11 protein-coding genes are annotated in these 13,156 nt (G+C 69.4%); all 11 read right to left on the bottom strand.

Going from position 1 to position 13,156, the window contains the following annotated elements; genetic code table 11:
* Positions 1-77: 77 nt before the first annotated feature.
* The gene (locus tag ACSYGN_RS26830) at positions 78-1,082 is read right to left on the bottom strand and encodes an endonuclease domain-containing protein (protein ID WP_460399921.1); all 1,005 of its coding nucleotides are present in this window, start codon (positions 1,080-1,082) and stop codon (positions 78-80) included.
* Between the two features lie 77 nt (positions 1,083-1,159).
* Complete coding sequence (locus ACSYGN_RS26825; RefSeq protein ID WP_460399919.1) at positions 1,160-1,555, bottom strand: ATP-binding protein; 396 nt, start codon at positions 1,553-1,555, stop codon at positions 1,160-1,162.
* A 54-nt stretch (positions 1,556-1,609) separates the two neighbouring features.
* Positions 1,610-3,586, bottom strand: coding sequence for a TIGR03960 family B12-binding radical SAM protein (locus ACSYGN_RS26820; protein ID WP_460399917.1), 1,977 nt, complete (start codon positions 3,584-3,586; stop codon positions 1,610-1,612).
* A gap of 80 nt (positions 3,587-3,666) precedes the next feature.
* Complete coding sequence (locus ACSYGN_RS26815; RefSeq protein ID WP_460399915.1) at positions 3,667-5,211, bottom strand: CYTH and CHAD domain-containing protein; 1,545 nt, start codon at positions 5,209-5,211, stop codon at positions 3,667-3,669.
* 157 nt (positions 5,212-5,368) lie between these two features.
* Positions 5,369-6,565, bottom strand: a complete 1,197-nt coding sequence (gene rodA, locus ACSYGN_RS26810; RefSeq protein ID WP_460399913.1) for a rod shape-determining protein RodA — start codon at positions 6,563-6,565, stop codon at positions 5,369-5,371.
* The gene (mrdA, locus tag ACSYGN_RS26805; protein WP_460399911.1) at positions 6,562-8,811 is read right to left on the bottom strand and encodes a penicillin-binding protein 2; all 2,250 of its coding nucleotides are present in this window, start codon (positions 8,809-8,811) and stop codon (positions 6,562-6,564) included. Before mrdA ends, rodA begins: the two co-directional genes overlap by 4 nt.
* 157 nt (positions 8,812-8,968) lie before the next feature.
* Positions 8,969-9,646 carry a rod shape-determining protein MreD gene (gene mreD, locus ACSYGN_RS26800; protein WP_460399909.1) on the bottom strand — a complete coding sequence of 226 codons (678 nt, stop codon included), beginning with the start codon at positions 9,644-9,646 and terminating at the stop codon, positions 8,969-8,971.
* A 15-nt stretch (positions 9,647-9,661) separates the two neighbouring features.
* Positions 9,662-10,603, bottom strand: coding sequence for a rod shape-determining protein MreC (mreC, locus tag ACSYGN_RS26795; protein ID WP_460399907.1), 942 nt, complete (start codon positions 10,601-10,603; stop codon positions 9,662-9,664).
* A gap of 233 nt (positions 10,604-10,836) precedes the next feature.
* Positions 10,837-11,856, bottom strand: coding sequence for a rod shape-determining protein (locus tag ACSYGN_RS26790; RefSeq protein ID WP_460399905.1), 1,020 nt, complete (start codon positions 11,854-11,856; stop codon positions 10,837-10,839).
* Between the two features lie 450 nt (positions 11,857-12,306).
* Positions 12,307-12,720 carry a nucleoside-diphosphate kinase gene (gene ndk / locus ACSYGN_RS26785; RefSeq protein ID WP_460399903.1) on the bottom strand — a complete coding sequence of 138 codons (414 nt, stop codon included), beginning with the start codon at positions 12,718-12,720 and terminating at the stop codon, positions 12,307-12,309.
* Positions 12,721-12,784: 64 nt separating this feature from the next.
* Complete coding sequence (locus ACSYGN_RS26780; protein WP_460399901.1) at positions 12,785-13,153, bottom strand: DUF4233 domain-containing protein; 369 nt, start codon at positions 13,151-13,153, stop codon at positions 12,785-12,787.
* Between the last annotated feature and the right edge of the window lie 3 nt (positions 13,154-13,156).

Raw genomic sequence — 13,156 nt, 5'->3', positions numbered from 1 at the left:
TACATGCTGCCGCCACTACCCTCCAGTCCCGTCCCTTTCCCGTCCCTTTCCCGTCCCTCTCCAAAGTCGTGGTCACTTCAGGACAGCCAGTTGCCCGTTTCACCCCGATACGACCGTCCCGGGATGCCCACACCGTGGAGACCGGGCCCGCCCGGCGCCCCCGCCAGGTCGGCCAGGGCCGCGCGGATGGCGGCGATCATCGCGTCCGGCCTTCGGAAGACCTCCGCGGCCGTGAAGCGCAGTACCCGCCGCACGCCGACGCATGTGGTCAGCTCGTTGAAGCGCCGGGCGTCCTGTGCGTGCGCTTCGCGTGTGCCGTGGAAGGCGTAGCCCTCGATCTCGACCACCAGGCCCTCGGCGAGGAAGAGAAAGTCCGGGCGGACACGCCGGCCGGCCTGGGCGCGCAGTTCCACCTGGGTTGCCGGACACAGACCGGCGTCGTGCATCCGCAGACGCGCGATCGTCTCGGCCGGCGACCCCGCGGCCGGGTCTGTGAGGCCCAGCCAGCGCCGCGCCTGCCGTGCCCCGTGGTGGGGCGGGGTGAGTTCGGCCTCCAGGGAGGCCGGGGTCACCAGGGCCGGGCGGGATACGCCCGCCACTCGGCGAGGCGAGAGGGCGGAGTCCGCGGCGACGACGGCGTCGTCACGAGGTCCGGCGCGCAGGAGGTCGGCGACCGTCCGCGCGGGCGCGGTCACGACCAGCCCTTTCCGTACGGTTAGGTCGTTGCCGGTGAGGTGTGTCGCCGTCCGGACGCGAACGCCCGCGGGCTGGTCGGTCGAAGCGCGGACGGTCACGCTGAACTCCAGTGTCGCCGAACCGGGGTCCTTCCCGAGCAGTTCGATCCTGTGCAGCGCGGCGGCGGTGCTGTGGCTGCAGACGAATCGGGGGCGCAGTATCTGTATCGCGCGGGCACTCAGCACCCAGTCCACCGTCACGCCGGGCGCCGACCACGCGCCCGGATGGATCGGAAGCCAGCCGTCGCGGCGCAGTCGCCGGGTGAGCCTGCGAGCGGGCCAGCCGGCGGCCAGGGCGTGGGCGGTCAGCAGCACGCCGTCGCGCGTGAGTCGGGTCAGGTCCTGCACAAGGGAAGTGTCCTCCGGGTCCGGCAGGCGTGTGTGTCCCTGTGGACAACCGACACCTGTCGGCTGCGTCGGCCCGGTCAGCGTCGTAGATCCAGCTCGGCGACGACCGTCTTACCGACGGGGACACGGTCGAGGACGCCCCAGCGGTCGGCGAGCGCCTCCACGAGGAGAAGGCCCCGGCCGCTCTCCGCGAGGGACCCGGGCGCGGGGTGGGGTGCGTCGGGGTCTGGGGGCCGGTGTTCGCCCCGGGCGTCGCTGACCTCGATACGCAGGGTCCGGCCTAGGAGCTTGACGGTGACCTCGAAGTCCCGGCCGGGGACGCGGCCGTGCGTGACGGCGTTGGCGGCGAGCCCGCCGACGAGCAAGGCGGCGGTGTCGGACGGCTCGCTGCCGTGGGGCACGCCCCAGGCGTCGAGTTCGTGCAGCACGATGTGACGGTTCTCGCGAGTGCGAGGCTGAGGACGAAGAGGCATGAACGCCCCGATACCTCGTGTCTGAGGGGCCGCGCTTCAGCCGGCTGGAGCCGCCTACTTGACCGTCAGCGGCAGCAACTTCCGTCCCGTCGGACCGATCTGGATGTGGGTGTCCGTCTGAGGACACACCCCACAGTCGTAGCAAGGTGTCCAGCGGCAGTCCTCGACCTCTGTCTCGTCGAGGGCGTCCTGCCAGTCCTCCCAGAGCCAGTCCTTGTCGAGGCCCGAGTCCAGGTGGTCCCAGGGCAGGACCTCCTCGTAGGTGCGTTCCCGGGTGGTGTACCAGTCGACGTCGACGCCGAGGGGGGTCAGGGCCTTGTCGGCGCAGGCCATCCAGCGGTCGTAGGAGAAGTGCTCGCGCCAGCCGTCGAAGCGGCCGCCGTCGTCGTAGACGGCGCGGATGACGGCGCCGATGCGGCGGTCGCCGCGGGAGAGGAGGCCCTCGACGATGCCGGGCTTGCCGTCGTGGTAGCGGAAGCCGATGGAGCGGCCGTACTTCTTGTCGCCGCGGATCTTGTCGCGGAGCCTCTCCAGGCGGGCGTCGGTCTCGTCGGCCGAGAGCTGCGGGGCCCATTGGAAGGGGGTGTGGGGCTTGGGGACGAAGCCGCCGATGGAGACCGTGCAGCGGATGTCGTTGGAGCCGGAGACCTCGCGGCCCTTCTGGATGACATGGGTCGCCATGTCGGCGATCTGGAGGACGTCCTCGTCGGTCTCGGTGGGCAGGCCGCACATGAAGTACAGCTTCACCTGGCGCCAGCCGTTGCCGTAGGCCGTGGCGACCGTGCGGATCAGGTCGTCCTCGGAGACCATCTTGTTGATGACCTTGCGCATCCGCTCCGAGCCGCCCTCGGGGGCGAAGGTCAGGCCGGAGCGGCGGCCGTTGCGGGTCAGTTCGTTGGCCAGGTCCACATTGAAGGCGTCGACCCGGGTGGAGGGGAGGGAGAGGCCGATCTTGTCTTCCTCGTAGCGGTCCGCCAGGCCCTTGGCGATGTCCGTGATCTCCGAGTGGTCGGCGGAGGAGAGGGACAGGAGGCCGACTTCTTCGAAGCCCGTCGCCTTCAGGCCTCGGTCGACCATCTCGCCGATGCCCGTGATCGAGCGCTCCCGCACCGGGCGGGTGATCATTCCCGCCTGGCAGAAGCGGCAGCCCCGCGTGCAGCCGCGGAAGATCTCCACCGACATGCGCTCATGAACCGTCTCGGCGAGCGGGACCAGGGGCTGCTTGGGGTAGGGCCACTCGTCGAGGTCCATCACCGTGTGCTTCGAGACCCGCCACGGCACGCCGGAGCGGTTGGGGACCACTCGGGCAATACGGCCGTCGGGGAGGTACTCGACGTCGTAGAAGGCCGGGACATACACGCCGCCGGTGCGGGCCAGGCGGTACAGGACCTCCTCGCGGCCGCCGGGGCGGCCCTCCGCCTTCCACTCGCGGATGATCCGCGTCATGTCGAGCACGGCCTGCTCGCCGTCGCCGATGATCGCCGCGTCGATGAAGTCCGCGACCGGCTCCGGGTTGAAGGTCGCGTGGCCGCCGGCCAGGACGATCGGGTCGTCCTCGGTGCGGTCCCGCGCCTGAAGCGGGATGCCCGCCAGGTCCAGCGCCGTCAGCATGTTGGTGTAGCCGAGCTCGGTGGAGAAGCTCAGGCCGAACACGTCGAACGCCTTCACCGGGCGGTGGCTGTCCACCGTGAACTGCGGGACGCCGTGCTCCCGCATCAGCGTCTCCAGGTCCGGCCACACGCTGTAGGTGCGCTCGGCGAGGACGCCCTCCTGCTCGTTGAGCACCTCGTAGAGGATCATGACGCCCTGGTTGGGCAGACCGACCTCGTACGCGTCGGGGTACATCAGCGCCCAGTGGACGTCGCACGACTCCCACGGTTTCACCGTGGAGTTCAGCTCGCCGCCGACGTACTGGATCGGCTTCTGCACATGCGGGAGCAGCGCTTCGAGCTGCGGGAACACAGACTGCGCCGACAGCGCCGGGGACGCTGACAGCGTGGACTCTGCGGCCGCAGAGACTTCGGCAGGCATCTCGCGAACCTTCGTGACTGAGATGGCGGGGTGACCACCCAGCCTAACGCGATCCGGCCACCGCCCCGTGTCGCTCGGTCTCAGAGCTCGGTCCGCTTCCTCACTTTCTTCCAAAGGCCCGGCAGGTCCGCCTCGTACTCGGCCGCGCTGCGCTCCTCACGGCCGTACAGCAGGCCGTAGGTGAAGCCGCTCTCGCCCGCCGCGTGGGCCTGGGCGGCTATGTCATGCAGGGCGTTGCGGGCCATGACGCTGTCCTGGTGCTCGCCGAGCAGGTTCTGGACGGACTTGGCCGACTTGACCAGGGCTGCGGCAGGGTCGGCGAGCACCGGTACGGCGGATTCGGCGGCGTAGCGGGTGCGCTTGGCCTTCTTGCGGGCCTCGTGGAGGGCGAGGTCACGGTCGTGGCCCGGGGGCAGGGCCATCGCCTCTTCCACGTGGGCCGTCAAGGTGGAGTAGTCCTTGCGGACTGCTTTCCCTATGACCTTCACGGGATCGCCGGATGCCGCCTTCCGCCAGGGCGGGTCCGTGATCAGTGCGTCCAGGGTGTCCAGGAGGGTCAGATAGCGCCGTCCGTCCAGCACGGCGATCAGGCGGCGGCGGGAGCCGGCGCGGCGGGCGTTTGTCCAGGTGCGGAGCCGGGTGCGGACCGGGCCGGACAGCAGGGTGCGGGGTACGTCGGCCAGGGCGGCCGTGATGCGTTCTGCCAGCACCTCCTGGTCGCGGCCCACGCCGAGTTCGCCCGCGAGCCACTTCAGCTCGTCGCCGATCGGGTCGGTGACCGCGCGGTCCAGGACCTTGCCGTACGTGCGGAAGGCGCTGCGCATCCGGCGGGTGGCCACGCGCATCCGGTGCACGGAGTCGTACTCGTCGCGCCGTACGGCCGGGTCCAGGGTGACGATGGCGTCCCGCTGAGCGCGGAGGTAGGCGAGGACGTGGTCGCCCGCCGTCGTCGGCTCGGATGCCGCCTCGGCCTCGGCCTTCGCCTTCGCCTTGCGGGCCTTCTTGCCGCCGGGGGCCGTCTCCGCCAGCGCTCTCGCCAGCTTCGACGGGGACTTCGCGGGGCGTACGCCCGCCTTGCGCAGGCGCTTCTCCACCACGTCCAGGAAGGCCGGGTCGACGCCGTCGGCCAGCTCGACCTCCAGCTCGGTCCACTGGGCCGCGCCGCCCTCCTGCTCCACCTCTCCCTCCTCCGTCAGCCGTTCGGCCCGTACCGCGTCGGTGCTGACCTCGGCGAGCAGGGCGCCGTCGGCGTCCACCAGGTGGCGCAGATCGCGGTCCGAGCGGAGGCGGACCAGGGGACGCAGCGCGGCGTCGCGGACGCGGGAGCGGATCAGGGCGGCCAGGCTGCGCGGCACGGTGTCGGACAGGGGGGCGTGGACCTCGTCGCGCACGCCCGCGGAGACCGGGAGTTTGAGGTGCCAGCCCTCGTCGCTGCCGCCGGTGCGGCGGCGCAGGGTGATCGCCGAGGCGGCCAGGCGCTCGTCGGGCGTGTCGTAGTAGATGGCGTCCAGTTCGACAAGACCCTTGTCGATGACGGCCGCGACCCCCGCGACGCCGGTCAGGTCGGGCAGCCCGCTGTCGTCGGACTCATATTTACGCTCGATCTCGCGCTTTATGTCCGCCATGAATCGAATCTAGTGCCCCTCAGGCGGAAGCGGCAGGGCCGACCGTGGGTAAAAGGGAGGGAAAATGCCGGGGAGCTGGAGTTGTCCGGAAACCGTCCTGAACAGTTCTCCGGAACAACCCCGGCTCCCCGGGTCGCCATGCCGACAGTGGCAGCTGCTATGCCGACAGCGGCCGCTGCACCTTGATCGACTGAAGCAGTCCTACGGCCACCCACACCGCGAACATCGATGTGCCGCCGTAGGACACGAACGGCAGGGGCAGGCCGGTGACCGGCATGATGCCCAGGGTCATGCCGATGTTCTCGAAGGCCTGGAAGGCGAACCAGGCCACGATTCCGGCGGCCACGATCGTGCCGTACAGCTCGGTCGTCTCACGGGCGATACGACAGGCCCGCCACAGCACGACACCGAGCAGGACGATGATCAGCCCGGCGCCGAGGAAGCCGAGTTCCTCGCCCGCCACCGTGAACACGAAGTCGGTCTGCTGCTCGGGGACGAACTGGCCGGTGGTCTGCGAGCCGTGGAACAGGCCCGCGCCGGTCAGTCCGCCGGAGCCGATGGCGATGCGCGCCTGGTTGGTGTTGTAGCCGACGCCGGCCGGGTCGAGGTCGGGGTTGGCGAAAGCGGCGAAGCGGTTGATCTGGTACGCGTCCAGGATGTGGAGCTGCCAGATCGCGATCGCGCCGATCGCGCCCGCGGCGAGCAGGCCGAACACCCAGCGGTTGGAGGCGCCGGAGGCAAGCAGCACGGCCAGCACGATGACCACCATGACCATGACCGAGCCGAGGTCCGGCATCAGCATCACGATGAGCATGGGGACGGCGGCGAGGCCCAGGGCCTGGAGGACCGTGCGGTGGTCGGGGTAGGGCTTGTCGCCCGCGTCGACCCGGGCCGCCAGCAGCATCGCCGTGCCCAGGATGATCGTGATCTTCACGAACTCGGAGGGCTGGAGCGAGAAGCCGCCGCCGAGCACGATCCAGGAGTGCGCGCCGTTGACCGTGGAGCCGAGCGGGGTGAGCACCAGCAGGATGCCGAACACGGACAGGCCGTAGAGGATCGGCACGGCGTTGCGCAGGGCGCGGTGGCCCAGCCAGATCGTGCCGATCATCAGGGCGAGCCCGATGCCGGTGTTCATGATGTGCCGGATCAGGAAGTAGTACTGGTCGCCCTGGTTGATCTCGGTGCGGTTGCGGGTCGCAGAGTAGACCAGCACCGAGCCGATCAGCGACAGGGCCAGCGAGGCCAGCAGTATCGGCCAGTCCAGCCGGCGGGTCACCGAGTCACGGGCGAACATCCGGGTCCAGCCGGCCCGCTCGGGGCCGTACCCGGAGACGGAGAAGCTGCCGCCGGTCATGTGAGCATCCTCCGGCTTCCCCGGTGGCGTGGGCGCCTGCGGGTGGTGCGGTTGGTCGAGGTGGGCGACGCGGTGGTCGCGGCGGGCGTGCCGGTGTCACCGGCGGTGCCGGTCTGCTGGGTGGCGCGCTCGTCCTTGGCGGGGTCCTTGGAGATCTTCTGCGCGGCGACTGTGCCGTCGGTCCGGACCTTGGGCAGGCCCTTCTGCGGGGTGTACAGCAGGGCCTTCTTCTTGTCGATCGAGCCGTCGCCCTGGACGCCGTAGAGCGCGCTGTAGATGTTGCGCACGGCCTCACCGGAGGCACCGGAACCGGTACCGGCCTGGGCGATCGTCATGATGACCGTGTAGTCCTTGGTGTACGTGGCCAGCCATGAGGTGGTCTGCTTGCCGTAGACCTCGGCGGTACCGGTCTTGCCGTGCAGGGCGATCTTGTCCTGCGGCCAGCCGCCGAACTTCCAGGCGGCGGTACCGCGGGTGATGACGCCCGCGAACGCGTCGTCCATGCCCTTGAGGGTGGCCTTGGTGACCGGCAGCTTGCCGACCTTCTTGGGCTTGATCTGGGTGACCGTCTTGCCGTCGGCGCTGATGACCGCCTTGCCGATGGTCGGCTGGTACATGGTGCCGCCGTTGGCGACGGCGCCGTAGATCACCGCTTCCTGGATCGGCGTGACGAGGGTGTCGCCCTGGCCGATGGAGTAGTTGATCTCGTCACCCTCGCGCATCTTGTTGCCTTCGAGGCAGTTCTCGTAGGCGATCTTCTCGACGTAGGTGCCGTTCTTCTTCCCGGTCTTGCACCAGGAGTCCTTGTTGGCCTTCCAGTAGGCCTGCTTCCACTGGCGGTCGGGGACGCGGCCCTTGATCTCGTTGGGCAGGTCGACGCCGGTGGTCTTGCCGAGGCCGAACTGGTGGGCCGTCTTGAAGAACCAGTCCTTCGGCTCGCCCTTCTTGGGGTTGATGCCGCCGTCCTTCTTCCACTCCGAGTCGGCGAGGCCGTAGAAGACGGTGTCGCAGGACACTTCCAGGGCGCGGCCGAGGGAGATGGGGCCGAAGTTCTCGCCCTCGAAGTTCTTGAAGACCTGGCCGCCCACCGAGTAGGAGCTGGTGCAGGGGTAGCCGCCGTCCCAGACATAGCCGGCGTTGACCGCGGCGGCCGTGGAGACCACCTTGAAGGTCGAGCCGGGCGCCGCCTCACCCTGTATGGCGCGGTTGAGCAGCGGGTAGTCGGAGTTCTTGCCGGTGAGCTTCTTGTAGTCCTTGGCGGAGATGCCGCCGACCCAGACGTTCGGGTCGTACGTCGGTGCCGACGCCATGGCGACGACACGGCCGGTCTTGGCCTCCATCACGACGACGGCGCCCGAGTCGGCCTTGTAGTTGGTGCCGGTGATCTTGTCGTACTGCTTGCGGGCCGTCTTCATGGCCTTGTCCAGCTCGTACTCGGCGACCCGCTGCGCCCGGGCGTCGATGCTGGTGACCAGGTTGGAGCCGGCCTCGGCGGCGTCCGACTTCGCCTTGCCGATGACACGGCCGAGGTTGTCCACCTCGTAGCGGGTGACGCCGGCCTTGCCGCGCAGCACCTTGTCGTACTCCCGCTCCAGACCGCTGCGGCCGACCTGGTCGGAGCGCAGATACGGCGAGTCGGTGTCCTTGGCCTGCTGGATCTCGTCGTCGGTGACCGGGGAGAGGTAGCCGAGGACCTGGGCGGTGTTGGACTTGCCGGGGCTCGCGTAGCGGCGTACGGCCTCGGGCTCGGCGGTGATGCCGGGGAAGTCCTCGGAGCGCTCGCGGATCTGGAGGGCCTGCTTGGCGGTGGCCTCGTCGGTGATCGGGATGGGCTGGTAGGGCGAGCCGTTCCAGCAGGGCTGCGGAGTCTTGGCGTCGCACAGCCGGACCTTCTGGATGACCTCCTTGGCGTCCATCCCGAGGATCCCGGCCAGCTTGGTGAGGACCGCCTTGCCGTCGTCGTCCTGCTTCAGCAGATCGGTGCGGGAGGCGGAGACCACCAGCCGGGTCTCGTTGTCCGCGAGCGGCACCCCGCGCGCGTCCAGTATCGAGCCGCGTACGGCGGGGTCGACGACCTGCTGGACGTGGTTGCCGGAGGCTTCCTTCTGGTACGCGGCGCCCTCACGGATCTGGAGGTACCACAGGCGTCCGCCGAGGGTGCCGAGGAGGGAGAGGACGAGGATCTGGATGACGACGAGGCGGATCTGGACGCGCGGGGTCCGCCCGGTTTCAGGGATGTTCGTCACGCGGTCTGCCTCCCCCTCTCAGCGGTTGTACGGAGCACGGTGGTGCGGGGCGCGGTGGTACGAGTGATGCTGGTACCGGTCACGGTGGTGCGAGTCATGGTGGTACGTGTCATATACGACGGACCTGTGAGCCCGGCCGCGGCCAAGTCCCGTGCGGTCACAACCGCTTGACCCCCTTGATGCGCCCGGCGCGGGCGGTGCGGGTACGGGTCCTCATCTTGAGGCCGCCGAGGCCGCCGCGCTGGCCGCCGATACGCAGCCCGGTGCCGCCGGAGAGCCAGCCGGAGGAGATGTCGGTGGTCTTGCCCGAGGAGGACGTGTCCGCGAGGGGGTCGTTCTCGGCGCGGCGGGCCAGGGCCATGATCCCGGGGACGACGAAGGGCGCGAGCAGCAGGTCGTACAGGGCGGCGCTGAACAGCAGTCCCGCCAGGCCCACATGGCGGGCGGCGGTGTCGCCGACGAGGGCGCCGACCCCGGCGTACAGCAAGGTGGAGCCCGCGGCGGCGGCGACCACGACGATCATCGGGGCGGTGGCGGACTTCAGCTGCCCGGTCTCCGGCTTGACGAGCCCGGCGAGATAGCCGACGACGCACAGCACGAGCGCGTAGCGGCCGGCGGCGTGGTCGGCGGGCGGGGCGAGGTCGGCGAGGAGTCCGGCGCCGAAGCCGACGAGGGCGCCGCCGACATGGCCGTAGACCATGGCGAGGGCGAGGACGGTGAGCAGCAGCAGATCGGGGACGGCGCCGGGCAGGTGGAGGCGGGCGAGGACGCTCACCTGGACCACCAGCGCGACGACGACCAGTGCGCTGGAGAGCAGGATCCGGTTGACGCGCATGGGGTGGTTCAGCTCCTACTGCTGCTGGCCGGCGGTGTCGGTCGCGTTCGTGGACGGGGTGACCGTGACGGTCACCGTGGGGGTCGGGGTGGGCTTGGACTTGGCCGGGAGCACGGTGTCGCGCGGGTCCTTCTTCGGGGCCTGGACGACGACGCCGACGATGTCGAGCTTGGTGAAGCCGACGTACGGCGTGACGTAGAGGGTGCGGGTGAGGCCGCCGGCGGACGGGTCGACGCGGGAGACGACGCCGACCGGGACGCCGGGCACGAAGGGCTTGTCGCCCTGGGAGCCGAAGGTGACGAGACGGTCGCCCTTCTTCACCTGGGCCTTGCCGTTGAGGAGTTCGACGCGCAGCGGGCGGTCGCCCTGCCCGGAGGCGAAGCCGAGTTCGTCGCTGCCCTCCATCCGGGTGCCGACGGTGAAGTCGGGGTCGTTGGCGAGCAGCACGGTCGCCGAGTTCGGTCCGACGGTGGTGACACGGCCGACGAGTCCCTCGCCGTTGAGCACGGTCATGTCGCGCTTGATGCCGTCGTTGGCGCCGACGTCGATGGTGATCGTCCAGGAGAAGCCCTGGGCCGCTCCTATCGCAATGACCTCGGCGCCCTTGATGCCGTACTGGCCCTCGCCGGCGATCTTCAGCATCTTGTCGAGCTGCTTGAGGCGGCTGCGGTTGCGGTCGTCGCTGCCGAGCCTGGCCTTGAGGGCCGCGTTCTGCCGCTCCAGTGCGGCGAGCCGGTCATGGCGGTTGCCGGAGTCACGGACGGCGGAGACGGCGTTGCCGACGGGGTCGACGACCGCGGACATGCCGTTCTCGATGGGGCCGAAGACCGTGGCGGCGGCCTGTCGGGCGCCGTCGACCGGAGAGTTCTGCCCGCCGCGGATGTCCACCGTGATCAGTGCGAACGCGATGGCGATCAGCAGTACCAGGAGCAGCCGGCTCTCTCGTGTGTCCCTCACGTGCGGCGGCCGTGCCTTCCTCAGATAGGAGCGGGCCCGGATGGACGAGCCCGCGTGGAAGTGAGCTTTGTGCCTTTGTGGTTTTGTGTCTCTGCGGCTTTATGCCTCTGCGGCTTCGCGCCGTTGCAGCTTTGTGCCGTTGCAGCTTTGTGCCGTTGCAGCTTTGTGCCTCTATATCAGCGATCCGCCGTACGAGGAACGATTGTCCGGTACGGCGGAATCGAAGAGTCACGTCATCTGCGGGGCGCGGCGTCCAGGACCTGCTGGAGCGCCTCGAACTCCTCGACACACTTGCCGGAGCCGAGCGCCACGCTGTCCAGCGGGTCCTCCGCGATGTGGATCGGCATACCGGTCTCCCGGCGCAGCCGCTCGTCCAGTCCGCGCAGCAGGGCGCCGCCGCCGGTCAGGACGATTCCGCGGTCCATGATGTCGCCGGACAGCTCCGGCGGGCACTTGTCGAGCGTGGTCTTCACCGCGTCGACGATGGCGTTGACGGGTTCCTCGATGGCCTTGCGCACCTCGGCGGCCGAGACGACGACCGTCTTGGGCAGTCCGGAGACGAGGTCCCGGCCGCGGATCTCGGTGTGCTGGTCGTCCTCGAGTTCGTACGCCGAACCGATCGTGATCTTGATCTGTTCCGCCGTCCGCTCACCGAGGAGGAGGCTGTACTCCTTCTTGATGTGCTGGATGATCGCGTTGTCCAGCTCGTCGCCCGCGACACGGATGGACTGGGCGGTGACGATGCCGCCGAGCGAGATGACCGCGACCTCCGTGGTGCCGCCGCCGATGTCCACCACCATGTTGCCGGTGGCCTCGTGGACCGGCAGTCCGGAGCCGATGGCCGCGGCCATGGGCTCCTCGATGATGTGCACCTGGCGGGCACCGGCCTGGGTCGACGCCTCGATGACGGCACGGCGCTCGACGCCCGTGATGCCAGAGGGCACACAGACGACGACACGGGGCCGGGCTAGATACCGCCGCTTGTGGATCTTCAGGATGAAGTAGCGGAGCATCCGCTCGGTGATCTCGAAGTCGGCGATGACGCCGTCCTTGAGCGGCCGCACGGCGACGATGTTGCCGGGGGTGCGCCCGATCATCTTCTTCGCTTCGGCGCCGACCGCGAGGATGCCACCGGTGTTGGTGTTGATCGCGACGACGGACGGCTCGTTGAGTACGATCCCGCGACCCCTGACGTACACCAGCGTGTTGGCGGTCCCGAGGTCGACAGCCATGTCACGGCCGATGAACGACATTGAGTTCCCCATCAGGATTCGTCTGGCCTTCCTGTGAGCTTTTGAGGGCTTTTCAGGTTGGCGAAGGTGGGTGCTGTGAGGGTGAAGGCTTCCATCGTAGACGCGCCTTCCCGGACACTGCGCGAGGGTCTTCGCCATTGTCGGCAGATGGCGAGCCGCCTCGCTTGTGGAGACGGTCCATCGGGGGCACTCGTTCCCCCGATCGGCACGCATATGCCAGCGGGTGGCTTGCGGGCGAACGGGAGGCGGGGCGCCGGACCGATGTGATGTTCCGTCAGGAACATGTTCCGGAAATTCATGCCACGGCGGCATCATGATCGTCGGGGGCGGTCGGGCGCCCGGGCCTGATGGGTCCCTCCGGCGGGCCGAACGGCCGTGGACCTCGCCGGTCCTTGACGGCCGTCAGGCCTTTCGGAGGCTGATCGGTGTGGTGCGAGGCCCGGGTCGGTGTTACGCGAGGCCCGGGAAGAAGATCTTGACCTCGCGCTCGGCGGACTCCTCGGAGTCGGAGGCGTGGATCAGGTTCTCCTGGACGACCACGCCGTAGTCGCCGCGGACTGTGCCGGGCGGCGCGGCGATCGGGTCGGTCGGACCGGCCAGGGCGCGCATGCCCTCGACGACCCGCCCGCCCTCGACGATCAGCGCCACGAGCGGACCGGAGGCCATGAACTCGACCAGCGAGTCGTAGAACGGCTTGCCCTTGTGCTCGCCGTAGTGCTGCTCCAGCGTGTCCGTGTCGAGCGTGCGCAGCTCCATCGCGATGATCCGCCAGCCCGCCTTGCGCTCGATGCGGCTGATGATCTCGCCTGTCAGCCCACGACGGACCGCGTCGGGCTTGAGCAGGACGAGGGTGCGCTGGGTCACGGGAGGACTCCTTCTGGCCGTCATGTGCGGTGGGACGAGATTACAGCGCGTGGACCTGTGCCTGTCACACAGCGTCAGGGGTGCCGGGAGACCCGGGAGACTCCGGCTGCGCCGCGAAACGGGCCTTCGCCTCGTCGATCTTCCTCCCGTAGTGCACCGACGCCCACCACAGCGCGGTGAACGCCGCGCCCAGGAAGAACATCGTCGGCACGAACACCCCGGAGGCGATCAGCACGAGCTGAAGGGCCCAGCCCAGCGCCACTCCCCCGGGCCGGGTGACCACCGCGCACAGCGCCAGCGTCAGGAACATCGCGACGCCGCTCACCGTCCACACCGCCGACGACGACAGGTCCGGGTCCTTCATCGCGACCAGCGCGGCGAAGCCGATGACGAAGAACTCGCCGATCAGCGTCGAGGAGCACAGCGTACGCATGGC

The sequence above is a fragment of the Streptomyces sp. YIM S03343 genome, assembly GCF_054729195.1.
This window is presented reverse-complemented; position numbering and strand designations above follow the sequence as displayed.

Excerpts from the sequence above, each read along its gene's own strand:
- ACSYGN_RS26815 (WP_460399915.1), bottom strand. The coding sequence starts at position 5,211 with ATGGCGGACATAAAGCGCGAGATCGAGCGTAAATATGAGTCCGACGAC.
- ACSYGN_RS26825 (WP_460399919.1), bottom strand. The coding sequence starts at position 1,555 with ATGCCTCTTCGTCCTCAGCCTCGCACTCGCGAGAACCGTCACATCGTG.
- ACSYGN_RS26820 (WP_460399917.1), bottom strand. The coding sequence starts at position 3,586 with ATGCCTGCCGAAGTCTCTGCGGCCGCAGAGTCCACGCTGTCAGCGTCC.
- ACSYGN_RS26780 (WP_460399901.1), bottom strand. The coding sequence starts at position 13,153 with ATGCGTACGCTGTGCTCCTCGACGCTGATCGGCGAGTTCTTCGTCATC.
- ACSYGN_RS26790 (WP_460399905.1), bottom strand. The coding sequence starts at position 11,856 with ATGTCGTTCATCGGCCGTGACATGGCTGTCGACCTCGGGACCGCCAAC.
- mreD (WP_460399909.1), bottom strand. The coding sequence starts at position 9,646 with ATGCGCGTCAACCGGATCCTGCTCTCCAGCGCACTGGTCGTCGTCGCG.
- rodA (WP_460399913.1), bottom strand. The coding sequence starts at position 6,565 with ATGACCGGCGGCAGCTTCTCCGTCTCCGGGTACGGCCCCGAGCGGGCC.